The organism is Pseudomonas sp. 21 (genome assembly GCF_000955805.1).
Taxonomy (GTDB): Bacteria; Pseudomonadota; Gammaproteobacteria; order Pseudomonadales; family Pseudomonadaceae; genus Pseudomonas.
This window is the reverse complement of record NZ_JYOA01000007.1, coordinates 762,452-785,340: the sequence shown is the minus strand read 5'-3', so window position 1 is coordinate 785,340 and position 22,889 is coordinate 762,452. Positions and strand designations below refer to the sequence as shown.

General features: G+C 66.9%; 21 protein-coding genes. 13 read left to right on the top strand and 8 right to left on the bottom strand.

Translation table 11 applies throughout. The features are described 5' to 3' along the window. Positions 1–58: 58 nt before the first annotated feature. Entirely contained in the window at positions 59–1,462 is a 1,404-nt protein-coding gene (yegQ, locus tag UB43_RS19115; protein WP_045214012.1) for a tRNA 5-hydroxyuridine modification protein YegQ, read from the top strand. Positions 1,463–1,605: 143 nt separating this feature from the next. Here the strand turns inward: yegQ and UB43_RS19110 are convergent, their stop codons facing one another. Together UB43_RS19110 and UB43_RS19105 are read right to left on the bottom strand one after the other, a co-directional pair. After that, positions 1,606–2,313: a DUF3142 domain-containing protein gene (locus UB43_RS19110; RefSeq protein WP_045214008.1), complete on the bottom strand. Its 708-nt coding sequence runs from the start codon at positions 2,311–2,313 to the stop codon at positions 1,606–1,608. A 5-nt stretch (positions 2,314–2,318) separates the two neighbouring features. Then, positions 2,319–4,496 carry a hypothetical protein gene (locus tag UB43_RS19105; RefSeq protein ID WP_045214006.1) on the bottom strand — a complete coding sequence of 726 codons (2,178 nt, stop codon included), beginning with the start codon at positions 4,494–4,496 and terminating at the stop codon, positions 2,319–2,321. A 243-nt stretch (positions 4,497–4,739) separates the two neighbouring features. On the opposite strand from UB43_RS19105, the gene nirK reads away from it, so the two are divergent. From nirK to UB43_RS19075, 6 genes are all read left to right on the top strand, one after another. Further along, positions 4,740–5,891 carry a copper-containing nitrite reductase gene (gene nirK, locus UB43_RS19100; RefSeq protein WP_045214004.1) on the top strand — a complete coding sequence of 384 codons (1,152 nt, stop codon included), beginning with the start codon at positions 4,740–4,742 and terminating at the stop codon, positions 5,889–5,891. A gap of 65 nt (positions 5,892–5,956) precedes the next feature. Continuing rightward, complete coding sequence (locus tag UB43_RS19095; RefSeq protein WP_045214002.1) at positions 5,957–6,769, top strand: SUMF1/EgtB/PvdO family nonheme iron enzyme; 813 nt, start codon at positions 5,957–5,959, stop codon at positions 6,767–6,769. Between the two features lie 65 nt (positions 6,770–6,834). After that, complete coding sequence (locus UB43_RS19090) at positions 6,835–7,563, top strand: Crp/Fnr family transcriptional regulator (RefSeq protein WP_045213999.1); 729 nt, start codon at positions 6,835–6,837, stop codon at positions 7,561–7,563. 111 nt (positions 7,564–7,674) lie between these two features. After that, the gene (ytfE, locus tag UB43_RS19085; RefSeq protein WP_045213998.1) at positions 7,675–8,346 is read left to right on the top strand and encodes an iron-sulfur cluster repair protein YtfE; all 672 of its coding nucleotides are present in this window, start codon (positions 7,675–7,677) and stop codon (positions 8,344–8,346) included. Positions 8,347–8,454: 108 nt separating this feature from the next. Beyond that, positions 8,455–9,138, top strand: coding sequence for a Crp/Fnr family transcriptional regulator (locus UB43_RS19080; protein ID WP_045213997.1), 684 nt, complete (start codon positions 8,455–8,457; stop codon positions 9,136–9,138). Between the two features lie 3 nt (positions 9,139–9,141). Further along, positions 9,142–9,324 carry a protein DnrP gene (locus UB43_RS19075; protein ID WP_045213995.1) on the top strand — a complete coding sequence of 61 codons (183 nt, stop codon included), beginning with the start codon at positions 9,142–9,144 and terminating at the stop codon, positions 9,322–9,324. A 212-nt stretch (positions 9,325–9,536) separates the two neighbouring features. On the opposite strand, the gene UB43_RS19070 is transcribed toward UB43_RS19075, so the two are convergent. From UB43_RS19070 to UB43_RS19045, 6 genes are all read right to left on the bottom strand, one after another. Then, complete coding sequence (locus UB43_RS19070) at positions 9,537–11,384, bottom strand: nitric oxide reductase activation protein NorD (RefSeq protein WP_045213993.1); 1,848 nt, start codon at positions 11,382–11,384, stop codon at positions 9,537–9,539. Positions 11,385–11,566: 182 nt separating this feature from the next. Further along, complete coding sequence (locus UB43_RS19065; RefSeq protein ID WP_045213990.1) at positions 11,567–12,991, bottom strand: cbb3-type cytochrome c oxidase subunit I; 1,425 nt, start codon at positions 12,989–12,991, stop codon at positions 11,567–11,569. Positions 12,992–12,993: 2 nt separating this feature from the next. Next, entirely contained in the window at positions 12,994–13,434 is a 441-nt protein-coding gene (locus UB43_RS19060; protein ID WP_045213987.1) for a cytochrome c, read from the bottom strand. 113 nt (positions 13,435–13,547) lie between these two features. After that, positions 13,548–13,796: a cytochrome C oxidase subunit IV family protein gene (locus UB43_RS19055; protein WP_045213985.1), complete on the bottom strand. Its 249-nt coding sequence runs from the start codon at positions 13,794–13,796 to the stop codon at positions 13,548–13,550. After that, a complete protein-coding gene (locus UB43_RS19050) occupies positions 13,793–14,386 on the bottom strand; it encodes a cytochrome c oxidase subunit 3 (RefSeq protein ID WP_045213982.1) in 594 nt (197 codons plus the stop codon). The genes UB43_RS19055 and UB43_RS19050 overlap by 4 nt, the downstream gene beginning before the upstream one ends. After that, positions 14,370–15,167 carry a CbbQ/NirQ/NorQ/GpvN family protein gene (locus UB43_RS19045; RefSeq protein ID WP_045213979.1) on the bottom strand — a complete coding sequence of 266 codons (798 nt, stop codon included), beginning with the start codon at positions 15,165–15,167 and terminating at the stop codon, positions 14,370–14,372. Before UB43_RS19045 ends, UB43_RS19050 begins: the two co-directional genes overlap by 17 nt. 199 nt (positions 15,168–15,366) lie before the next feature. Here UB43_RS19045 and UB43_RS19040 point away from each other — a divergent pair, with 199 nt between their 5' ends. The 6 genes from UB43_RS19040 to UB43_RS19015 all read left to right on the top strand — a co-directional run bounded on the left by UB43_RS19040 (position 15,367) and on the right by UB43_RS19015 (position 22,887). After that, the gene (locus UB43_RS19040; protein WP_045213977.1) at positions 15,367–15,678 is read left to right on the top strand and encodes a c-type cytochrome; all 312 of its coding nucleotides are present in this window, start codon (positions 15,367–15,369) and stop codon (positions 15,676–15,678) included. A gap of 75 nt (positions 15,679–15,753) precedes the next feature. Continuing rightward, the gene (gene nosR, locus UB43_RS19035; protein ID WP_045213975.1) at positions 15,754–17,901 is read left to right on the top strand and encodes a transcriptional regulator NosR; all 2,148 of its coding nucleotides are present in this window, start codon (positions 15,754–15,756) and stop codon (positions 17,899–17,901) included. Between the two features lie 27 nt (positions 17,902–17,928). Next, a complete protein-coding gene (gene nosZ, locus UB43_RS19030) occupies positions 17,929–19,836 on the top strand; it encodes a TAT-dependent nitrous-oxide reductase (RefSeq protein ID WP_045213973.1) in 1,908 nt (635 codons plus the stop codon). A gap of 59 nt (positions 19,837–19,895) precedes the next feature. After that, entirely contained in the window at positions 19,896–21,161 is a 1,266-nt protein-coding gene (locus UB43_RS19025) for a nitrous oxide reductase family maturation protein NosD (protein ID WP_045213970.1), read from the top strand. Next, positions 21,158–22,066 (top strand): ABC transporter ATP-binding protein, encoded by a 909-nt coding sequence (locus UB43_RS19020; RefSeq protein WP_045213968.1) that lies wholly within the window; start codon positions 21,158–21,160, stop codon positions 22,064–22,066. The genes UB43_RS19025 and UB43_RS19020 overlap by 4 nt, the downstream gene beginning before the upstream one ends. Next, the gene (locus tag UB43_RS19015; protein ID WP_045213966.1) at positions 22,063–22,887 is read left to right on the top strand and encodes an ABC transporter permease; all 825 of its coding nucleotides are present in this window, start codon (positions 22,063–22,065) and stop codon (positions 22,885–22,887) included. The genes UB43_RS19020 and UB43_RS19015 overlap by 4 nt, the downstream gene beginning before the upstream one ends. Positions 22,888–22,889 lie beyond the last annotated feature (2 nt).

The following is a 22,889-nucleotide window of genomic DNA, read 5'->3' as shown; positions in this document are numbered from 1 at the left end:
GCGCAGCCCGCGGATCTCCTAGAGTGGCGGCCTTTTTCCCACTACCCGCTGCGCCGCCATGTCCCCCACGCCGTTTTCCCCCGAACTGCTCTGCCCCGCCGGCTCGCTGAAGAGCCTGCGCCACGCCTTCGCCTATGGCGCCGACGCCGTCTATGCCGGCCAACCGCGCTACAGCCTGCGGGTGCGCAACAACGAGTTCGACCACGCCAACCTCGCCACCGGCATCAACGAGGCCCACGCCCAGGGCAAGCGCCTGTACGTGGTGGTGAACATCGCCCCGCACAACGCCAAGCTGAAGACCTTCCTGCAGGACGTCGAATCGGTGATCGCCCTGGGCCCGGACGCGCTGATCATGTCCGATCCCGGCCTGATCATGCTGGTTCGCCAGCATTTCCCCGAGGTTGATATCCACCTTTCGGTGCAGGCCAACGCGGTGAACTGGGCCAGCGTGGAGTTCTGGCGCCAGCAGGGGCTCAAGCGGGTGATCCTGTCCCGCGAGCTGTCGCTGGAGGAAATCGGCGAGATCCGCGAACGCGTGCCGGGCATGGAACTAGAAGTCTTCGTCCACGGCGCGCTGTGCATGGCCTACTCCGGGCGCTGCCTGCTGTCGGGCTACATCAACCGCCGCGACCCCAACCAGGGCACCTGCACCAACGCCTGCCGCTGGGAGTACCAGACCCACGCCGCCCACGAGGACGAACTGGGCCACGCCGTGCGCAACGTCGAACCGACCCTGGGCATCGGCGCGCCGACCCGGGAGATCGTCCTGCTCGAAGAGGGCAACCGCCCCGGCGAGCTGATGGAGGCCTTCGAGGACGAGCACGGCACCTACATCATGAATTCCAAGGACCTGCGCGCCATCCAGCACGTGCAGCGTTTGGCGCAGATGGGCGTGCGTTCGCTGAAGATCGAGGGCCGCACCAAGTCCCACTACTACGTCGCGCGCACCGCCCAGGCCTACCGCAAGGCCATCGACGACGCCGTCGCCGGGCGCGCCTTCGACCTCGGCCTGATGGACACCCTGGAATCCCTCGCCCACCGCGGCTACACCGAGGGCTTCCTGCGCCGCCACGTGCATGACGAGTACCAGAACTACCAGTACGGCCACTCGCTGTCCGAGCGCCAGCAGTTCGTCGGCGAGTTCACCGGCGAGCGCCGCCACGGCCTGGCGGAAGTGCGGGTGAAGAACCGCTTTGAAGTCGGCGACAGCGTCGAGCTGATGACCCCGGCCGGCAACCGCACCTTCCGCCTGCATGCCATGGAGAACGCCCGGGGTGAGTCCGTCGGCGTTGCGCCGGGCGACAGCCACGTCGTCCATATCCCGGTGCCCGAAGGGCTGGACCTGGAGTACGCGCTGCTGATGCGCAACCTGAATCGCGGTACCACGCGCGATTCGCGCGAGCCGGCCGCAGCCGGTGGTTGCGGGAATGATTGCGGCAAGTGTGGCTGCGGCGGCAGATGAGTCCGCTGCCGGCGGGAAGCTATCGCGGACGGAGTCCGCTCCCACACACGTTCAACACCGCGTAGGACGTGGCAGCGACGCCAGAATCGCCGGCGCACGTGGGAGCGGACTCCGTCCGCGATCGACTCACCGCCGCTCCAGACTCACGGGTTCTGCAGGAACACCACATACCCCCTGAACCACCGGCTCTTGGCCAGGTAGTCCGGCGCCTGCCACTCCCCGTACTGCGCCAGGCCAATGCGGAAGGGCAGCTGCAGCCGCGCCACGCGCGGCAGGTAGGCCTGGTAGTTGGGGATGGTCTGGCGGCCCTGGTAGGTCTGCACCACCACTTCGTCCACCACGCCGGCCAGGCGGTTGATGGTCTCCGGCGCAGCGTTGCTGCCCCAGTCCATCAGCCCGGTGATGCTCAGCTTGCAGCCCGCGGGCAGGCGCGTGCGCAGGTCCTGGAGGAAGTCGACGTACTCGTTCAGGTAGCGCGTGCGCGCATCGAAGTCGATCTGCACGCCCACGACCGGATTGCCCGCGGCGCGCCAGCGGCGCAGTTGCGAGAGCAGGGTGCGGTAGATGTCCTCGCTCCAGCGCAGGGTGTGAGCGCGGTAGACCACCCACACTTCGCCCTGCTTCAGCCGCGGGATGGCGATGCCCTGGGCGATCAGCCGGGCGCGGCCATCGCTATGGCGCGACGCGCTGACCTGCCCCTGCAGGACGTAGAGGGTGCGTGCCTGGGACAGCACCGGCTGGGGCGCGACGCCGCTCCAGAGCCAGAAGGCATCGTGGTCCGCGGCGTCCACGCCGGCCGCCGCGGCGTTGCCCGCGAGCAACGCCAGCGCCAGCGCCAGCACGCGCCGCACGGGGCTTACCAGTAGTACTTCAGGGACTTCGCCCAGGGCGTGGCGGAATACTGGCCCTTGAGCGTGCGGAACCATTGCTTGCGCTGCGACGGGGCGATGTCCTGGCTGCCGCAGCCGTTATAGCCGCTGGGCGCGAAGCAGTTGATGGCGCGGAACAGCGCGTAGGCGCGGTCCTCTTCCGGCGCCTGCTTGTCGGCGATGACCTTGAGGTAACCGTCCATGCGCGAATAGGGCGTACCGGAGAACAGCGACTCGCCGCCGCCCAGTTCACGCTCGCTGGGCTGGGTATCCAGCGGGAAGCCGTCGAGGTTGTTGCGCAGGATGAATTCGCCCAGGCAGTTCAACGCCCGAGGCGGCTGCGGGCTCTGCTGCAGGTCGCGGGCGATGTCGACGATGGCCGGGCATTCGTAGCCGGTGTCGTTCTTGCCGCCTGGCCACTGGAACAGCGACAGCGGCATGCTGCCGTAGAGGTAACCGATGCTGGCGCCCAGCGGCTTGCCGCTGCCGTCGGTGGGCAGCAGGGCAAGGTCGTCGATATAGGCCTGGTACTGGCCGTGCAGCAGGTCCTTGTAGAGCAGCGCGAACAGGGCCGTGTCACGCTCCTCCACCGAGACGCTGGTGGATCTTGCCTGCTGGCGCAGCAGGTCGGGGCCGGCGACGTGGCGCAGGAGGATCTCGCGGATGATCGGCGTATGCACCGGCGAACCTTCGGCGAAGACCTTCACCAGGCGGTCGCTGCGTTCGTAGTTGAAGGCCAGCGCCAGCTCCAGCTGCTCGCGCTGCAGTGGCTGCTCGGCGAGCGGCAGCAGGCGCAGCCAGAGCTTCTCGGCGGCGATCCAGTCATTGCCGGCCTCGAGGGCGAAACCGCGCAGGACCTGCTGGCTGAAGGCGAGGTAGTCGAGCTTGGCCGGCAGCTCCTCGGGCAGGGATTTCAGCGCCTCGGCGGGCTTTTCCTCGACGTACAACTGGTAGGCGGCCGTGAGGTAGTCGTGCAGGCCGGGGTACTTCGCGAACAGGTCCTTCTGTGCGGCCAGGCCTGCGGCGTCGAGGGCGCGGGGCTCGCTGGGCTCGTGGTGGCGCATCTGCATCAGGTCGAGCACCGCCAGCAGGCGCGCATCGCGCACATCGGCCGGATGGGCGGTGACCAACAGCTTGTTATCGACTTCCTGCACCAACTGGGCGAGATCGTCGGCGTCCTCGCGGGCGAACAGCTCGGCGTATTCGCCGGCCAGGCGGCTTTCATCGCTCATCAGCCAGTAGACACGGCGCGTCAGGCCCTTGGCCGACGCGCTGTACCGGCCCTGTGGATAAGCCTTGAGGTAGTCGCCCAGCGCGGATTCGGCCTGGGCGAGGAGTTTCTTGTCGACCTTGCGCAGGTCCGGGTAGCCCATCTCGTCGAAGGCGTTCTGCTGCGCCTGGTTGAGCAGGGCGCGGGCGACCATGTAGCGCGAGGTTTCCTTCAGCCAGGGCTGGTCGCTGTCCTGCAGGGCGCGGAAGGATTTCAGCGCGTCGCCGAAGCGGCCGCTGTAGAAGTCCGCGGCGCCCTTGAGGTAGCTGCGGTAAGCCTTGGCCGGCTCGCTCTGCAGATCACCCGGCAGCAACACGCTGAGCTGGGTTTCGTCCCACTGGCAGGCGCCCAGCAGGGTCAGGCGCGCGCGGGCCAGGCCCTGGCGTTCGCCGGCGGACAGGCTGTCGACCAGCAGCAGTTGGCTGAGGAAGTCCTGGGCGGTGCCCGCGCTGTTGCTGCGGCAGCGGCTTCCTTCGCCGCTGGCGAAGCTGTCGGCGGAGGTCTGCACGGCATCCGCCGGCAGGCCGATGCGCGCGGCGAGGTCGGCCAGCGGCGCGGTGCTGGCAGCGCTGGAGCTGTCGGTCGAATCCCCTGGCGTTGCGCCTTCCAGCCAGCGCGCGAGCGGGAATGGCACCTGGCCGTAGCCCAGTTGCTGTTCGTCGTCGGTCAGCGCGTGGTTGGGAATGCTGGCCTGGCCGGCGTCGGCCAGCAGCAGTTGCAGGTTGACCCGGCTGTCGTTGCCCGGACTCAGGAACGGCAGGCTGTTGCACACGTCCAGCGAGTCGCGCTTGAGGTTCCAGCTCGGGTAGCAGGAGTCGTCGCTGCTCGCGCGCACTTCCTGCACGCCAAGGCAGCCGGTGATCAGGGCCAGCAGGGTCAGTCCGTACAGACGCATGAATGATCCTTGTCCGTTGGAGCCCGCACGCCGGGCCGGAATTCAGAGCAGGGAGAATCTTACCTCGCCGCGTCCACTCTTGCCCGCCCGCATGGGTACAAGACTGTAAACGCGATCTACCGCACATCGGAGCCTGCGACACGTTGTCCAGCAGATTCCTTCTTTGTTCCGGCTCAAAGAAGGAATCTGCGGACCGGGTATTTCTGTAGCCAACGACAGTTCGTCGATTACGGAGAGTTACCCATGTTTGATCAGGAAGAGATTTCGCTTTCCCGCCGCACCCTGCTGGCCGGCGCCGTGGTCCTGGGCGTCACCGGCAGCATGCTCGGCAGCGGCACGGCAATGGCCGACGGGGAGGCGGCGCCGAAGAACATGGGGCCGGCCGTGGACCTTTCGAAGCTGGAGCACGTCCAGGTCGAGCTGGTTGCGCCCCCCTTCGTCCACGCCCACGAGCAGCGCGCCAAGGGCAAGCCCAAGGTCGTCCAGTTCCGCATGGTGATCGAGGAGAAAAAGCACGTCATCGACGACGACGGCACCGAGATCCACGCCATGACCTTCAATGGCTCGGTGCCCGGGCCGATGATGGTGGTGCACCAGGACGACTACCTGGAACTCACCCTGGTCAACCCGGCGACCAACACCCTGACCCACAACATCGACTTCCATGCCTCCACCGGTGCCCTGGGCGGCGGCGCGCTGACCATCATCCAGCCCGGCGAGGAAGTGGTACTGCGCTTCCGTGCCACCCGCCCCGGCGTGTTCGTCTACCACTGCGCTCCCGGCGGCGCGATGATCCCCTGGCACGTGGTCTCGGGCATGAACGGCGCGATCATGGTGCTGCCGCGCGACGGCCTGAAGGACCGCGACGGCAAGGCGCTGAAGTACGACAAGGTGGTCTATATCGGCGAGCAGGACTTCTACGTCCCGCGCGACAAGGACGGCAACTTCAAGCGCTATGGCACGCCGATGGAAAGCTACAACGACATGCAGCAGGTCATGAAGGGGCTGATCCCCAGCCACATCGTGTTCAACGGCAAGGTCGGCGCCCTCACCGGCAAGAATGCGCTCAAGGCCAATGTCGGCGAGACCCTGCTGATCGTCCACTCCCAGGCCAACCGCGATACCCGCCCGCACCTCATCGGCGGCCACGGCGACCACGTCTGGGCCACCGGCAAGTTCCACAACCCGCCGGAGGAAGACCTGGAAACCTGGTTCATTCCGGGCGGTGCAGCCGGCGCTGCGCTGTACACCTTCCTGCAGCCGGGGCTCTACACCTACCTCAACCACAACCTCATCGAGGCTGTGCTGCTGGGCGCCGCGGCGCACATCCAGGTCGAAGGCCAATGGAACAACGACCTGATGAGCCAGATCCAGCCGCCGACTGCGATCAAGTAAGCCCCGAGGCCGGCCCCTCCGGGCCGGCCCTTTCCCAGTAATCGATGCCGGCGACCGGGCAAACCATGCGCAAGACCATCCTGATCGGCGTCCCCGTCGCACTGTTGCTGGGCGGGGCCTTCCTCCTGCTGCGGCCGCAGTACGCACCGGAACTCGCGCCGCAAACCGTGAGGCTCGAACCCCGCGACTTCGACTTCCGTCCGGCGGGCGACTATTGGCAGGAGAAACAGGCCGTGGATGCGCCGTCGCAGCGCGAACACCTGTCCCCGCGCTTCGAAGTCATGAAATTCCAGGTCAGCCAGGGCGAATACGCCCGCTGCGTGGCCGAAGGCGCCTGCCTGGCGCTGGATAACAGCACCTCCCGCGACGACATGCCATTGACCGGCGCCAGCCTGCTGGATGCGCAGCTCTATGCCGATTGGCTGTCCAAACGCACCGGCCAGCCCTGGCGGCTGCCGACCGACCGCGAGTGGGCCTTCTTCGCCGGGTCGCGCTGGGCCGACGATGCCCTGCGCATCGACGACGATGACGGTAGCAACCCGGCCCGGCGCTGGCTGGCGCGCTACCGCCTGGAAGCGCAGACCCGCACCAGCGCATCCGCGTTGCCCCAGGCGCGAGGCAACCACGGGCTCAACGAATACGGCGTGGCCGACCTGGGCGGCAATGTCTGGGAGTGGACCCAGAGCTGCCATCAGCGGGTCAACCTCGACGCCCGGGGCACCCAGACCGAACGCGCCGAGTACTGCTCGATCCGCATCGCCGAAGGCCGCCACCGGGCGGCGATCAACGATTTCGTCCGCGATGCCCGCGGCGGCGGCTGCAGCGCCGGGCAACCACCGGACAACCTCGGCTTCCGCCTGGTCAGGGACATCCCTTGATTCCCCTCAAGTTCCGCCACGGCCCTTAGCCGGTATGCTGCGGCGAACTGACGGGAATCATCGCCGTGACCGCCAATCTCTCGCTCCACCGCGCCTGGCTGGACAACTTGCCGCCCTTCGCCAACAGCAGCCGCGAGGAACAGGACGACATCCTCCGCCAGGCCAGCATCCTGCGCCTGAACAGCGGCGTGGCCGTGTTCGAGCAGGGCGCGCCAGCGAGCAACTTCTACCTGCTGGTGCACGGCCGCCTGAAAGCCACCCAGCTCACCGGCGATGGCCAGCGGGTGCTGGTGCGGGTGGTCAATCCGGGCGACCTGTTCGGCTTCGTCCGCGCCCTCGGCCGTCGCGACTACCCGGCGACCGCCACGGCCAGCCAGGACAGCCTCGTGCTGGCCTGGCCCACCGGCCAGTGGGAGCCCCTGCTCGCGCGCCACCCCGGCTTCGCCCTGAACACCGTGCAGGCCATCGGCGAACGGCTGCAGGAAGCCCACGTACGTTTCTGCGAGCTGGCCACCGAAGAGGTCGAACGGCGCGTCGCCCATACCGTGCTGCGCCTGGTGCAGCAGTCCGGCCGAGCGGAAGCCGACGGTATCCGCATCGATTTCCCGGTCACCCGCCAGGACATCGCCGAGATGACCGGCACCACCCTGCACACCGTCTCGCGCATCCTCAGCGCCTGGGAAGAGCGTGGCCTGGTGCGCGGTGGCCGGCAGAAGCTGCTGGTGTGCAACCCGCAGCAGCTGATGCGGGTGGCCGGCGGCGACGAGCGGGAAGTGCTGGTCGAGGGCGCTTGACTGCAATCAAGGAGCGCGGCGCGCGCCCTTCCCTAGACTGACCGCCTCCTTGCCAAGACTCACGGCCACGACGACTGCGGCCGCCGTGCCCCACTCCACCCGAGGCCCACCATGACCGATACCCTCACCGAACGCACCCTGAGTGACCTGGCCTTCAGTCTGCCGGGCAGCTGTGCGCTGTTCCACGACTACAAGCTCGACTTCTGCTGCGCCGGCCAGCGCAGCCTGGGCGAAGCCGCCAGCGAACAGGGCCTCGACGCCCAGCGCATCGCCGCCGAACTGCAGTCGCTGCCCCCTGCCAACGATCAGACCGACTGGCGCCTGACCAGCAACGACCAACTGATCGACCACATCCTCGAGCGCTACCACAAGGTCCACCGCGAGCAGCTGCCGGCACTGATCCCGCTGGCCGAGCGCGTCGAGAAGACCCACGCCGCGCATCCGCAATGCCCCGCCGGGCTGACCGCGCACCTGAAGAAGATGCAGGAAGAGCTGGAATGGCACATGTGCAAGGAGGAGAGCGTGCTCTTCCCCTGGCTGCGCCAGGGCATCCCGCTGACCCACGTAAAGGGCCCGATCGGCGTGATGCGCCATGAGCACGACGAGCACTCGCAGTCCCTCGCCGCGCTGGCCGACCTGACCGACGACCTCACCGTGCCGGCGGACGGCTGCAACAGCTGGCGGCGTCTCTACAGCGGCCTGGAAGAACTGCGTCGGGACCTGATGCAGCACATCCACCTGGAGAACAACCTGCTGTTCCTCGGCGCCAACCACCCGGCCTGAGCGCCGGACCGGGAGCCAGGAGGGCGACCAGTGACAGCTTGTCTCACCACGCTGCCCGGCGGCATCGCACATACTGGCGGGATTGTCCCCGCCCAGGAGCGCCCCGCCATGCACGCGCATCGCGTCCACCACCAGATTCTGTGCGGCCACCACCTGTTCAACGTGCTCAACGAGGAACAGCTGGAGCAGCTGCTCGCCACCAGCACGCTGCTCAACCTGGAGAAGGGCGACAAGCTGTTTCTCCAGGGCGAGCCGGCCCATTCCTTCTACTTCGTGATTTCCGGGGCGGTGAAGATCTACCGCCTGACACCGGAGGGACAGGAAAAGGTGCTGGAGGTCGTCGGCAGCCGGCAGACCTTCGCCGAAGCCATGATGCTGATGGACACCTCCGACTACGTGGCCTCGGCCCAGGCACTGGAGCCCACGCAGGTCTACCGCTTCGCCAACCGCACCTACATGGAGTTGCTGCACAGCAACCCGCAGTTGCCCTTCTCCCTGCTCGCCACCCTCTGCGTGCGCCTGCACCGGCGGATCAACGAGATCGAGACGCTGTCGCTGAAGAACTCCACCCACCGCGTGGTGCGCTACCTGATCACCCAGCTCAATCGCCATGGCAACCCGGACAGCCGCTTCGAACTGCCGATGGCCAAGCAACTGGTGGCCGGGCACCTGTCGATCCAGCCGGAAACTTTCTCCCGCGTACTGCGGCGACTGATCGACGAGAAGATCATCGACCTCGACGGGCGCAACGTGCAGGTCCTCGACGTCGCGCGGCTGGAACAGTTCGAGTAGACCATGCGCCAGTGCCTGTACTGCCAGCAAGAGAGCCCCGAGGACGCTGCCGATTGCCCGCAGTGCGGGATGCCCCTGCCGGTGGACCAGGAACTGGCGAAGCAGCGCCGGCTGCGGCGCTTCGCCTGGTACTGCGTGATCCTCGCGGTGTTCTGTGGGGTGATGATGGTCTGGTTGCCGCGCTGAACCCCGCTCGCCTTTTCTCTTCGCAGGACCGAGGGGGGCGCCTAGCCCTTGCTCGCGAACCAAACCCCGCAGCGGGGCCAGGTTCGCGAGCAAGCTCGCTCCTACAGAATGTGCCATCAGCCCCGTAGCTTCGTAGGGCGCATAACGCCCCAGGCGTTATGCGCCGTGGCGGATGACGCGTTCCGCTTCATTCGCCCTACATTCCTTGCTGGTCAGCCCTGGCGGCGGGTGAGCTGCCGGTAGAGCTGCGGCAACTGCACCGGCAATTGCGCCGGGTCGTTGATCAGCAGGTAGCCCTGGCTGCCGAACAGGTGCGGCAGGTAGTCCGCGGCCTCGCGGTCGATGGTGATGCAGAACGGCACCAGCCCGGCGCGACGGGCTTCCAGCACGGCCTGGCGGGTGTCCTCGACACCGTAGCGCCCCTCGTACAGGTCCAGGTCATTGGGCTTGCCGTCGGTGAGGATCAGCAGCACGCGCTGGCGCTCCTTGCGTTCGAGCAGCAATTGCGTGGCCCGGCGGATCGCCGCGCCCATGCGCGTGTAATAGCCAGGGCGAAGCGCGCGGATGCGTCCGCGCACCACATCGTTGTGGCGCTCGTCGAAGGTCTTCAGCTGGGTCAGGCGCACCTGCTGGCGACGCAGCGAGGAGAACCCGTAAAGCGCGAAACGATCGCCCACCGCCTGTAGCGCCTCGCCGAACAGCAGCAGGCTGTCGCTGATCAGGTCGATCACCCGGTGGTCGTTGTCGATGTGCGCGTCGGTGGACATCGACAGGTCCGCCAGCAGCAGGCACGCGAGGTCGCGGCGGGTCTGCCGGCGTTCGAGGAACAGCCCCGGTTCGCTGCACGCGCCCAGGCGCCGTTCGACACTGAAATCCAGCCAGGCTTCCAGGTCCAGTTCTGTACCCTGGGGTTGCCGGCGCAGCCACTGCGGCTGCTGGCGCAGGCTTTCGAACTGCCGGCGCAGGCGCCGCGCAATCGGCGCCAGGGCATCCGGCAGCGGCGCCGGCACGGCGTCGCGCGGCAGCATCGGTTGCAGGCAGACATGGTCGTCGATCAGTTGCTGACGACGGTAATCCCACTCCGGCAGGCGAATACCCTCGCCCAGCGGAACGTCATCGTAGTCGGCGGCCGGCAGATCGAGGTCGAGCTTCAGCCCGCCGCCTTTCTTCTGCCGCTGCCGGGACAGGCTCAGGTGGTCAAGGTCGTCCGCGACCTTCGCCGCGTCGAGGTCCTCGCTGTCGTCGCCGGCGCGATCCAGTTCGATGTGCTCGGACCAGCTGAACAGGTTTTCCAGGCGGAACAGCAGCAGGCCACCGCGGCCAGGGTCCTGCTCGACCCGCTCGGCGCGCTTGCGTGCCAGTCCCTTGGCTTCACTGTGGGCGGAACGGCCCTGCTCGTCGCCGTCGATCAGGTCGGTGTGCTGCGGCGCGGCCAGGCGTTGCGGCGGGTACAGCCACAACGGTATCGGCCACGGTGCCTTCTCGCTGCGCGGCAGGCGCTCGACGCTGCCCGGATCGCGCAGCGCCCGTTGCAGCGCCAGCTCAAGCGCCGCTTCGGCGGGCGGCAGGTCGCCGGCATCAGGGCGCAGGCTCAGCAGCGCCTCCACCAGCCGGCGGTAGCGCGGGCGCAGCAACGGGTAGCGCTCCAGCACGGCACAGGTCCAGGCCTGGTTGTCCCGCGCCCAGTGGCGCATCGGCTGGCTGTGGGCGGCTAGCAGCGCCAGCCAGCGGTAGAGTTCACGGTTCAACTCGACGTCGGGGTACACCGCCAGCTGTGCGGGCAGGCGCAGGGAATCGGCGTCGAACCAGGCCACCGGCAACTGCTGGCAGGTGCCGGCCACTTGCTGCAGCAGGCTGCGGCGCACCAGCAGTTCGCGGGCGCTGGCAGCCTCCACGCCGACCCCCGCTTCGCCGCCCGTGCCACGGAACAACAGCAGCAGGCTGCGCCTCACGTCCTCCAGGCTTACCGCCGCCTCCGCGAACTCCGGGCTGGCACGGCGCGTGATGAAACGGTGCCAGGCACGGCCGAAGCCTTCTTCGATTTCGAGGTGGATGGTCATGGCGACTCCGGAAGGCCGAGAGAAGGAACGGGGCACGGTGTCCCAACAGAACGCCGAGCCAGTCCCCTCTCCCTGAAGGGAGAGGGAGCTAAAAGCGCTACCGGCCAGATCGCAGTCCGGCAGACTCCGTAAACGTCAAAAGGCCCGCCGCAAAGCGGACGGGCCTGGGTGGACGGTATCGATCAGCTCACCTGAGCCACGCCAGAAGCGACCGCCACGCGTCCACGCTGGCGGAAGCTGAGCAGGTAGCAGATCAGCCCGATGAAGAAGCCGACACCGGAGTACAGGCGCAGCCAGAAGAAGATCTTCAGCTGCTCGACCGTGGCCATGAACGGCATGGCGGCGCCATCGGCGGGCATGCGTTGCAGCCAGACCTGGACGATACCGGCGGCGGTGAGCATCAGGGTGATCAGCAGCATGGAGATGGTCATCAGCCAGAAGCCCCAGATCTCCAGGCTCTGCGCACGGGCGTCAGGCGCTTCGCCGATGCCCCGCAGGCGCGGCATGGCGTAGCTGATCATGGTCATGACGATCATCGCGTAGGCGCCGTAGAAGGCCAGGTGACCGTGGGCCGCGGTGAGCTGCGAGCCGTGGGTGTAGTAGTTCACCGGAGCCAGGGTGTGCAGGAAGCCCCACACGCCGGCGCCGAGGAAAGCGGTCACGGTGGTGCCCAGGGCCCAGAGCGCGGCGGCCTTGTTCGGGTGCTCGCGGCGACGGCGGTTCACCATGTTGAAGGCGAACAGCACCATGGCGAAGAACGGCAGCGGCTCCAGCGCGGAGAAGATCGAACCCAGCCACAGCCACACGCCCGGCGCGCCGATCCAGAAGAAGTGGTGGCCGGTGCCGATGATGCCGGTGATCAGGGCCATGGCGATGATCACGTAGAGCCATTTCTCCACGACTTCGCGGTCGACGCCGGTGATCTTGATCAGCACGAAGGCCAGCATCGCGCCCATGATCAGTTCCCACACGCCTTCCACCCACAGGTGCACGACCCACCACCAGTAGTACTTGTCGCGCGAGAGGTTCTCCGGGTTGTAGAAGGAGAACAGGAAGAACACCGCCAGGCCCACCAGGCCGGTCATCATCACCACGCTGACGGCGGTCTTGCGGCCCTTGAGCATGGTCATGCCGATGTTGAAGAGGAAGCCCAGCGCCACCACCACGATGCCCATCTTGGTGATCGTCGGCTGTTCGAGGAACTCCCGCCCCATGGTCGGCAGCAGCTCGTTGTGGGTCAGCTTCGCCAGGCCGGCATAGGGCACCAGCAGGTAGCCCAGGATGGTCAGCACGCCGGCGACGGCGAATACCCAGAACAGCACGATGGCCAGTTTCGGGCTGTACAGCTCGCGGTCGGCCTCCTCGGGGATCAGGTAGTAGGCCGCGCCCATGAAGGCGAACAGCAGCCAGACGATCAGCAGGTTGGTGTGCACCATCCGCGCGACGTTGAAAGGGATCGCCGGGAACAGGAAGTCACCGATGACGTACTGCACGCCCATGATCAGTCCGAAGACGATCTGCCCGACGAAGAGCATCAGGGCGAACACGAAGTACGGCTTGGCCACCGACTGCGAGGCGAATTTCAGATAGGGATTGCCCGGGTTCATGCTCAACCCTCCTTGTTCGGCGGCCATTTGTTGGTATCGATCTTCGAAGTCCACAGCAGGAACGCCGCGAGGTCGGTGACCTCCTGGTCACTCAGGTGGAACTGCGGCATCTGCCGGCGGCCGGGGACGCCCAGCGGCTGCATCTTCATCCAGGCCGCGAGGAAGCTGCCGAACGCCGCGTCACCGCCACGGCGGACCGCAACGTTGCCCAGCTCCGGCGCGAAGTAGGCACCTTCGCCGAGGATCGAGTGGCAACCCACGCAGTTGTTCTGCTCCCACACCAGCTTGCCGCGCACCACCGATTCGGTGAGCTCACTCTGGTTGGTGCGCTTGGGGAAGGTGGTTTCGGTGTGATAGGTCAGGGCGAGGAACACCAGGAAGAAGAAAACGCCTCCTCCCAGGTAGATGTTCCTCGCCATCCCTTTGGTAAATGTCTCTGACATGGGGCCCTCCTAGGTCACGGTCGGTGCCATTGTAGGAACCGTCCCCAGGCGTCTCGCTTGATGGCAATCAAGAAAGACCAATGCTTCTAGTCAGGTATTTTTCCGAATGAAAATCAGTGGCTTGCGTGCAAAGCCAGGATCACGCCGGTGACCACCAGCGGCCAGCCGAGCAGCAGCGATTGCCACAGGCGCGGGCCGTGGCTCAGCTCCATGAAGCGCCCGACGATGAGCCAGCCCTTGCCCAGCCCGAGCAGCAGGATGGCCGCCACCGGCAACAGGCTGTCGGGCGCGTGGTGACCGAGCCAGACGGCGGCGATCGACATCGGCAGCATCGCCAGCCAGGCGAGCAGCAGCGTGTTCATGAGCCGGGCGCCAGCACGTAGACCAGCGGGAACAGCACCACCCAGACCAGGTCGACCATGTGCCAGTAGAGCGCGCCGGATTCCAGCCCGCCCAGGGCGTCGCGGCGATACGCGCCGCGCAGGCAGCGCAACGTCATCCAGCCGAGGATCACCAGTCCCAGCAGCACATGCAGGAAGTGGAAGCCGGTGATCAGCCAGAACAGGGTGAAGAAGGTGCTGTATTCCAGGTCCAGCCCGCGCGAAGCGAGATGCTGGTACTCGCCGGCCTTGAGCACGACGTGGGCCAGCCCCAGCAGCACGGCAGCGCCCAGCAGGGCAGCCGCGCGGCGCTGCCGGCCGTGGCGCACCTGCTCCACCGCCAGCGCCGCGCAGAAGCCGGCGGTGAGCAGGGTCAGGGTCAGCGCCAGGGCGGTGGACAGGTCCAGTTGCGCGCGGCCGGCACGGAAGCCTTCGACGTCCAGGTGCTGGGTCACGGCGAAGACGATGATGAGAATGGCGAAGACCGTCAGCTCGGCGAGGATGAACAACCACATCGCCAGGTCGCCCGGCAGGCGCCGGGCATCGAGTGTCGCCTCAGGCGAAATGGACATCGACCAGGTCCATCAGCGCGGCGACCGTGGCTTCGTCGTCCGACAATGGCTCGGCGAGCCCGGCGCGGCACGCGTCGCGAGGTGCCACGCCGGCGTGGAGCAGCCGCGCGGTCAGCACCAGCAGGCGTGTCGAGCAGACCTCCTCCAACTCTTGCCGGCCCAACCGGCGCAGGGCCACGCCCAGTTGCGTCAGGCGGTGCGCCAGCTCCGGCGCGACACCGGCCTCGCGGACGATGATCGCGGTTTCGGCCTCTGCCGTCGGATAGTCGAAACGCAGGGCGACAAAGCGCTGGCGGGTACTGGGCTTCATGCCCTTGAGCAGGTTCTGGTAACCGGGGTTGTAGGACACCACCAGTATGAAGCCCGGCGGCGCCACCAGGGCTTCGCCGGTGCGCTCGATGAACAGTTCGCGGCGATCGTCTGCCAGCGGGTGCAGCACGACCACCGTGTCCTGCCGCGCCTCTACCACTTCGTCCAGGTAGCAGATCCCGCCTTCGCGCACCGCGCGGGTCAGCGGGCCGTCCTGCCACCAGGTGCCGTCGCTGCCGATCAGGTGGCGGCCGACCAGGTCCGCCGCCGACAGGTCGTCATGGCAGGCCACCGTGTACAGCGGCAGGTTCAGGCGCTGCGCCATGTGCTGGACGAAGCGGGTCTTGCCGCAGCCGGTCGGGCCCTTGATCAGTACCGGCATGCCCTGCGCGGACGCATGGGTGAACAGCGCCACCTCGTTGCCGGATGGCTGGTAGAAGAGCGGCGGGTCGTTCTGCGCAGGGGCATTCATGACGGACGAATCTCGGTAGGAAGTTTGGGCAGCAAGCTATCCAGCGCGGCGTATTGCCTCAAGCACGGCGCCGGAACTTCTTGATTGGCATCAAGCGGAAGCCGCAGGGGCCGCTCCTAGAATCGCCCCAGACGCCGGGCGGGAAGCCGGCGAAAACGATCGGCGCCTCGAAGCGCCAAGCCTGTGAGGAGAAACGTTCATGCACAAAGCCCTGGTAGCCCTGCTGTTCGGCGGCCTGTTGGTCCAGACAACCGCGATGGCCAGCACCGGCGAGGAGCTGTTCAAGGCGAAGGCCTGCGTGGCCTGTCATTCGGTCGACAAGAAGCTCGTCGGCCCCGCCTTCCATGACGTTGCCGCCAAGTACGGCCCACAGGCCGATGGCGTCGCCCACATCACCAACAGCATCAAGACCGGCAGCAAGGGCAACTGGGGCCCGATCCCGATGCCGGCCAACGCCGTGAGCCCGGAAGAAGCCAAGACCCTGGCCGAGTGGATCGTCACCCTCAAGTGACCCGTTGCGTGAGATCGGCGCCCACCGCCTTCTGACGCAGTTCCGCCCGACCGGGCGATGAAGCAGGGAGGCCCCATGGTGGGCGTTCGCGATCTGTACAGGGCGCTGCTCGGCTGCCTGTTGCTCATGCTCAGCCTGGCGGCGCACAGCGCCGATCTCAGCGATCTGGAGCGAACGCGCATCCAGCAGGTGTTCCCCCAGGCCGACCACATCGGCGAGCCCGAGGGCGAGTACGGGGTGCGGCGCCTGTCCCACGGCGACAAACTGCTGGGCTACGCCTTCCAGAGCATCCGCGTTACCCGCATGCCGGCGTATTCCGGCAAGCCGATCAACGTCCAGGTGATCCTCGATCCGCAGGCGGTGATCCGCGACAGCTACGTCCTCGAACACCACGAGCCGATCCTGCTGATCGGCATTCCCGAAGAAAAACTTCACGCCTTCACCGCCGGCTACAGCGGCCTGCGTGCCGACCAGCGGGTCGCCGTCGGGCGTTCCGGCGATCCGCAGACGGTCACCGTGGATGCCGTCGCCGGTGCCACCGTGACGGTCATGGTGGTCAACGAGATCATCATGCGCGCCGCCCGCACCGTGGCAGTCTCGCTCAAGCTGATCAAGGACGACGGCCAGGTGCGGCCCAAGCCCGCTGTCGTGCGCGCGGACGCCTACCAGCCGGCGAGCTGGAACGAGTTGCTGGGCAACGGCGCGATCCGCCAGCTGAAACTGACCCGCGGGCAGATCGACGACGCCTTCAAGGGCACCGCCGCCGAAAAGGTCAACCCGGCCCGCGATGCGCAACAGCGCGAAGACACCTTCATCGATCTCTACACCGCCCTGCTCAACCCGCCCAGCGTCGGCCGCAACCTGCTCGGCGACAAGCAATACCGCGAGCTGATGGACGCCCTGAAGCCCAATGAATACGCGGTGGCGGTGCTGGGCAGCGGCGAATACTCGTTCAAGGGCTCGGGTTATGTGCGCGGCGGCATTTTCGACCGGGTGCAGATTCGCCAGTTCGGCGACATCCTCAGCTTCCGCGACCTCGATTACCAGCGCCTGTCGGATACCTACGCAGACGGCATGCCGCACTTCGCCGAGATGGCGATCTTCATCGTCCGCGCCGCCCAGCGCTTCGATCCCGGCACACCCTTCGACCTGGAACTGCTGGTGCGGCGCCAGACCGGCCCGGTGGACAGCCTGTTCACCACCTTCGACCTGGGCTACCAGACGCCGGAGAGCTACCTCGACCGGCCGCAGCCCAGCGCGGCGGAGCTGGAAGCCCTGGAGGATGCCAAGCGGCCGATGTGGCTGCGCGTCTGGTACCAGAAGAGCTTCCAGATCGGCGTGCTGCTCAGCGCACTGGGACTGCTCGCGGTGATCCTCTTCCTCCAGGACAACCTGACCCGTCGGCCGCAACTGCTGCACTGGCTGCGCCGCGGCTACCTGCTGTTCACCCTGACCTACATCGGCTGGTACTGCCTGGGTCAGCTCTCGGTGGTCAACGTGCTGACCTTCGTCCACTCGCTGTTCGAAGGCTTCCGCTGGGAGCTGTTCCTCATCGACCCGCTGCTGTTCATCCTCTGGACCTTCACCGCCGCCAGCATCCTGCTCTGGGGCCGCGGCGTGTTCTGCGGCTGGCTGTGCCCGTTCGGCGCCCTGCAGGAACTGCTCAACGAGGCGGCGCGCAAGCTCAAGGTGCCGCAGTACGAGCTGCCGTTCGCCGTCCACGAACGGCTCTGGGCGATCAAGTACATCGTCCTGCTGGTGCTGTTCGGGCTCTCCCTGGAATCGCTCGCCACCGCCGAGCGCTTCGCCGAGGTCGAGCCGTTCAAGACCGCCATCACCCTGCACTTCGACCGCCAGTGGTGGTTCGTCGCCTACGTGGTGGTGCTGCTGGTCATCAACCTGTTCACCCGCAAGGTCTATTGCCGCTACGTCTGCCCGCTCGGCGCGGCGCTGGCGATCCCCGGCAAGGCCCGCCTGTTCGACTGGCTCAAGCGCCGCAAGGAATGCGGCCAGCCGTGCCAGCTCTGCGCCAACGAGTGCGAGATCCAGGCGATCCATCCCGATGGAAGGATCAACGCGAACGAGTGCCACTACTGCCTCGACTGCCAGATGACCTACCACAACGAGAACAAGTGCCCGCCGCTGGTGAACAAGCGCAAGAAACGCGGCAAGCGCGCCGCCACCAGCGACGACGACCAACTGATCGCCGTGCAACAGATCTGACCATTTGCCTTAAGGAAGGAGCAGGACATGACTGACAAGAAGCAGCAACAGGACGAGATCGCCGGGCTCAGCCGGCGGGGATTCCTCGGTGCCTCTGCGGTAACCGGCGCAGCGGCGCTGGTAACGGCAGGCTCGATGGGCGCTTTCACCTCGCGCGAGGCCTGGGCGGACGCGGTGAAGTCGGCGCAGGACAAGGTCCACGTCGCCCCCGGCGAGCTGGACGAGTACTACGGTTTCTGGAGCGGTGGCCACCAGGGCGAAGTGCGTGTGCTGGGCATTCCGTCGATGCGCGAGCTGATGCGCATCCCGGTGTTCAACGTCGACTCCGCCACTGGCTGGGGTCTGACCAACGAGAGCAGGCGCATCCTCGGCGACAGCGCGCGCTTCCACAACGGCGACTGCCACCACCCGCACATCTCGATGACCGACGGCAAGTACGACGGCAAGTACCTGTTCATCAACGACAAGGCCAACAGCCGCGTCGCGCGCATCCGCCTGGACATCATGAAGTGCGACCGGATCACCACCATTCCCAACGTCCAGGCCATCCACGGCCTGCGCCTGCAGAAGGTGCCGCACACCCGGTACGTGTTCTGCAACGCCGAGTTCATCATCCCGCATCCCAATGACGGCTCGACCTTCGACATCTCCGGCGACAACGCCTTCACGATGTACAACGCGCTGGATGCCGAAACCATGGAAGTGGCCTGGCAGGTGATAGTCGACGGCAACCTCGACAACAGCGACATGGACTACACCGGGCGCTTCACCGCTTCCACCTGCTACAACTCGGAGAAGGCCACCGATCTGGCCGGCATGATGCGCAACGAGCGCGACTGGGTGGTGGTGTTCGACGTCCCGGCGATCGAGAAGGAAATCAAGGCCAAGCGCTTCATCACCCTGGGCGACAGCAAGGTACCGGTGGTCGACGGGCGCAAGAAGGACGGCAAGGACAGCGTCGTCACCCGCTACATCCCGGTGCCGAAGAACCCCCACGGCCTCAACACCTCGCCGGACGGCAAGTACTTCATCGCCAACGGCAAGCTCTCGCCCACCTGCAGCATCATCGCCATCGACAAGCTGCCCGATCTTTTCGCCGGCAAGCTCAAGGACCCGCGCGACGTCATCGTCGGCGAGCCGGAACTGGGCCTGGGCCCGCTGCACACCACCTTCGACGGCCGCGGCAACGCCTACACCACGCTGTTCATCGACAGCCAGCTGGTGAAGTGGAACATCGCTGACGCGATTCGCGCCTACCAGGGCGAGAAGGTCGACTACATCCGCCAGAAGCTCGACGTGCATTACCAGCCGGGCCACAACCACGCGACGCTGACCGAGACCAGGGAAGCCGACGGCAAGTGGATCGTCGTGCTCAGCAAGTTCTCCAAGGACCGCTTCCTGCCCACCGGCCCGCTGCACCCGGAGAACGACCAGTTGATCGACATCTCCGGCGACGAGATGAAGCTGGTGCACGACGGCCCCACCTTCGCCGAGCCGCATGACTGCATCCTGGCCCGCCGCGACCAGATCAAGACCCGCAAGATCTGGGCACGCGACGATCCCTTCTTCGCCGAGACCGTGGCAATCGCCAAGCGCGACGGCATCGACCTGATGCAGGACAACAAGGTCATCCGCGACGGCAAGAAGGTGCGCGTGTACATGACCTCGTCCGCTCCCGCCTATGGCCTCACCGAGTTCACCGTGAAGCAGGGCGACGAAGTCACCGTCACCATCACCAACCTGGACGAGATCGAGGACGTCTCCCACGGCTTCGTCGTGGTCAACCACGGCGTGAGCATGGAGATCAGCCCGCAACAGACCTCCTCCATCACCTTCACCGCCGACAAGCCCGGCCTGCACTGGTACTACTGCAGCTGGTTCTGCCATGCGCTGCACATGGAAATGGTCGGCCGCATGCTGGTGGAAAAGGCCTGATATCCACGCCCCTGGCCCCGCCGGCAGCCGCCGGCGGGGCATCGACGAGAAGGTGTTGCATGGGACTCACCCGGCCTGGCCTTGCCCTGTCGCTGCTGCTCGCGGCAAGCGCCCAGGCGCAACCACAAGCCATCGACCAGTTGCCGCTGCAGGACGATGGCGACATCCGCACCCTGCCGGCCGGCACCTACACCGGCAATTTCACCCTCGACCAGCCACTGCACCTGCGCTGTGCGCCCGGCGCGCTGATCGACGGCCTGGGTGCCGGCAGCACGCTGCACGTGCGGGTGCCCGGCGTGACCATCGAGAACTGCACCCTGCGCAACTGGGGGCGCGACCTGACGGCCATGGACGCGGCGATCTTCATCGACAAGGCCGCAAGCGGCACCGTGGTGCGCGGCAACGACCTGCAGGGCGCTGGTTTCGGCATCTGGCTGGACGCGACCGCCGACGTGCAGGTGCTCGACAACCGTATCCAGGGCGACCCCAGCGTGCGCTCCCAGGACCGCGGCAACGGCATCCACCTCTACGCGGTGAAGAATGCCCTGGTGCGCGGCAACCAGGTCCGCCAGACCCGCGACGGCGTGTACATCGACACCTCCAACGACAGCGCCATCGAAGACAACCTCTTCGAAGACCTGCGCTACGGCGTGCACTACATGTTCACCCACAACAGCCGCGTCATCGGCAACACCACCCGGCACACCCGCACCGGCTATGCGCTGATGCAGAGCCGCAAGCTCACCGTGGTCGGCAACCGTTCGGTGGACGACCAGAACTACGGCATCCTGATGAACTACATCACCTACTCCACCCTCACCGGCAACCGCGTCGAAGCCGTGCGCAGCGGCGATGGCGGCGGCGACGCAATGATCTCCGGGGCCGAGGGCAAGGCCCTGTTCATCTACAACTCGCTGTTCAACCGCATTCAGAACAACCGCTTCGAAAGCAGCGCCCTGGGTATCCACCTGACTGCCGGCTCCGAGGACAACCGCATCAGCGGCAATGCCTTCATCGGCAACCGCCAGCAGGTCAAGTACGTCGCCAGCCGCACCCAGGAATGGTCCGCCGATGGCCACGGCAACTACTGGAGCGACTACCTGGGCTGGGACCGCAATGCCGACGGCGTCGGCGACGTCGCCTACGAACCCAACGACAAGGTCGACCAGTTGCTGTGGATGTACCCGCAGGTGCAACTGCTGATGACCAGCCCCGCCATCGAACTGCTGCGCTGGGTCCAGCGCGCGTTTCCCGTTACCCGTCCGCCCGGCGTGCGCGACAGCTTCCCGCTGATGCGCGCCCCTGATCTGGAGGCGCAACCATGAACCCCGTGGATATCCGCGACGCAACCCTGGACTACGGCGGCTTCACCGCGCTGCATGACCTGGACCTGCAACTGGGCGCCGGCGAAGTCCTTGGCCTGCTGGGGCATAACGGCGCCGGCAAGACCACCACGATCAAGCTGATCCTCGGCCTGTTGCGCCCGACACGGGGCAGCGTGCGCGTCTTCGGCCAGTCGCCGGGAGACCCGGCGGTGCGCCGGCGCATCGGCTTCCTGCCGGAAAACGTGACCTTCTACCCGCAGCTCAGCGGCCGCGAGACGCTGCAGCACTTCGCCCGACTCAAGGGCGCACGGCTTGCCGAAGTGGACGAGCTGCTCGAACAGGTCGGCCTCAGCCACGCCGCACAGCGCCGGGTGAAGACCTACTCCAAGGGCATGCGCCAGCGCCTCGGCCTGGCCCAGGCGCTGCTCGGCCAGCCGCAATTGCTGCTGCTCGACGAACCCACCGTCGGCCTCGACCCGCTGGCCACCATCGAGCTTTACCAGTGGCTGGACCGCCTGCGCGCACAGGGCACCGGGATCATCCTCTGCTCCCATGTGCTGCCCGGCGTGGAGTCACACATCGACCGCGCGGCGATCCTTGCCAAGGGCCGACTGCTCACCGCCGGCAGCCTCGCTGAGCTGCGCCGCGATGCCAGGCTGCCAGTGCGCATCCGCTATGCCGGCAGACTCGACGGCGACTGGCCGCAACACTGGCGCGAGGCTGGCCATGGCGTCACCGCCCTGGATGGTCGCCGGCTGGAGCTGCGGGTCGGCGAGGAGCGCCAGCACGAAGTGCTCAGCGTGCTGCTCGCCGAGCAAGCGCAGGAGCTCGAGGTGTTGCCGCCGTCGCTGGAAGACCTCTATCGGCACCACATGCAAAGCACACCTGCGGGAGCCCCGGCATGAAGCCGATCTGGAACATCGCGCGCAAGGAACTCGCTGACGGCCTGCGCAATCGCTGGCTGCTCGCCATCAGCCTGCTGTTCGCACTGCTCGCAGTCGGTATCGCCTGGCTGGGAGCGGCCGCCAGCGGCCAGGTAGGCTTCACTTCGCTACCGGCAACGCTGGCCAGCCTGACCAGCCTCGCCACCTTCCTGATGCCACTGATCGCCCTGCTGCTGGCCTACGACGCCATCGTCGGCGAAGAGGAAGGCGGCACCCTGCTGCTCCTGCTGACCTACCCACTGGGACGCGGGCAATTGCTCATCGGCAAGTTCCTCGGCCACGGCCTGATCCTCGGCCTGGCGACGTTGCTGGGCTTCTCCGCCGCCGCGCTGGCCATCGCCGTGCTGGTGCCGGGCATCCCGCTGGGGCAACTGCTGGGCTCCTTCGCCCGCTTCATCCTGTCGTCCTGCCTGCTGGGCTGGACCTTCCTGGCCATGGCCTATGCGCTGAGCAGCCGGGTCAGCGAGAAATCCACCGCCGCCGGCCTGGCGCTGGGCGTGTGGTTCTTCTTCGTCCTGCTGTTCGACCTGGCGCTGCTCGCCCTGCTGGTGATCGGCAAGGGCCAGCTCAGCGCCCACCTGCTGCCCTGGCTGCTGCTGCTCAACCCTACCGACCTGTACCGGCTGATCAACCTGCCCGATTTCGGCTCCGAGCTGGGCGGGGTGCTGACCCTCGGCCGGGATCTGGCCGTCCCTGTCGCGGCACTCTGGCTGGCGCTGTGCGCCTGGACCCTGGCCGCGCTGGCGCTGGCCTACGCGCTGTTCCGCCGACGCCCGATCTGACT

What these genes read in the sequence shown, in the direction of transcription:
- yegQ (WP_045214012.1), top strand. Translation starts at nt 59, where the DNA reads ATGTCCCCCACGCCGTTTTCCCCCGAACTGCTCTGCCCCGCCGGCTCG.
- UB43_RS19105 (WP_045214006.1), bottom strand. Translation starts at nt 4,496, where the DNA reads ATGCGTCTGTACGGACTGACCCTGCTGGCCCTGATCACCGGCTGCCTT.
- nirK (WP_045214004.1), top strand. Translation starts at nt 4,740, where the DNA reads ATGTTTGATCAGGAAGAGATTTCGCTTTCCCGCCGCACCCTGCTGGCC.
- UB43_RS19095 (WP_045214002.1), top strand. Translation starts at nt 5,957, where the DNA reads ATGCGCAAGACCATCCTGATCGGCGTCCCCGTCGCACTGTTGCTGGGC.
- ytfE (WP_045213998.1), top strand. Translation starts at nt 7,675, where the DNA reads ATGACCGATACCCTCACCGAACGCACCCTGAGTGACCTGGCCTTCAGT.
- UB43_RS19080 (WP_045213997.1), top strand. Translation starts at nt 8,455, where the DNA reads ATGCACGCGCATCGCGTCCACCACCAGATTCTGTGCGGCCACCACCTG.
- UB43_RS19075 (WP_045213995.1), top strand. Translation starts at nt 9,142, where the DNA reads ATGCGCCAGTGCCTGTACTGCCAGCAAGAGAGCCCCGAGGACGCTGCC.
- UB43_RS19070 (WP_045213993.1), bottom strand. Translation starts at nt 11,384, where the DNA reads ATGACCATCCACCTCGAAATCGAAGAAGGCTTCGGCCGTGCCTGGCAC.
- UB43_RS19065 (WP_045213990.1), bottom strand. Translation starts at nt 12,991, where the DNA reads ATGAACCCGGGCAATCCCTATCTGAAATTCGCCTCGCAGTCGGTGGCC.
- UB43_RS19060 (WP_045213987.1), bottom strand. Translation starts at nt 13,434, where the DNA reads ATGTCAGAGACATTTACCAAAGGGATGGCGAGGAACATCTACCTGGGA.
- UB43_RS19055 (WP_045213985.1), bottom strand. Translation starts at nt 13,796, where the DNA reads ATGAACACGCTGCTGCTCGCCTGGCTGGCGATGCTGCCGATGTCGATC.
- UB43_RS19050 (WP_045213982.1), bottom strand. Translation starts at nt 14,386, where the DNA reads ATGTCCATTTCGCCTGAGGCGACACTCGATGCCCGGCGCCTGCCGGGC.
- UB43_RS19045 (WP_045213979.1), bottom strand. Translation starts at nt 15,167, where the DNA reads ATGAATGCCCCTGCGCAGAACGACCCGCCGCTCTTCTACCAGCCATCC.
- UB43_RS19040 (WP_045213977.1), top strand. Translation starts at nt 15,367, where the DNA reads ATGCACAAAGCCCTGGTAGCCCTGCTGTTCGGCGGCCTGTTGGTCCAG.
- nosR (WP_045213975.1), top strand. Translation starts at nt 15,754, where the DNA reads ATGGTGGGCGTTCGCGATCTGTACAGGGCGCTGCTCGGCTGCCTGTTG.
- nosZ (WP_045213973.1), top strand. Translation starts at nt 17,929, where the DNA reads ATGACTGACAAGAAGCAGCAACAGGACGAGATCGCCGGGCTCAGCCGG.
- UB43_RS19025 (WP_045213970.1), top strand. Translation starts at nt 19,896, where the DNA reads ATGGGACTCACCCGGCCTGGCCTTGCCCTGTCGCTGCTGCTCGCGGCA.
- UB43_RS19020 (WP_045213968.1), top strand. Translation starts at nt 21,158, where the DNA reads ATGAACCCCGTGGATATCCGCGACGCAACCCTGGACTACGGCGGCTTC.
- UB43_RS19015 (WP_045213966.1), top strand. Translation starts at nt 22,063, where the DNA reads ATGAAGCCGATCTGGAACATCGCGCGCAAGGAACTCGCTGACGGCCTG.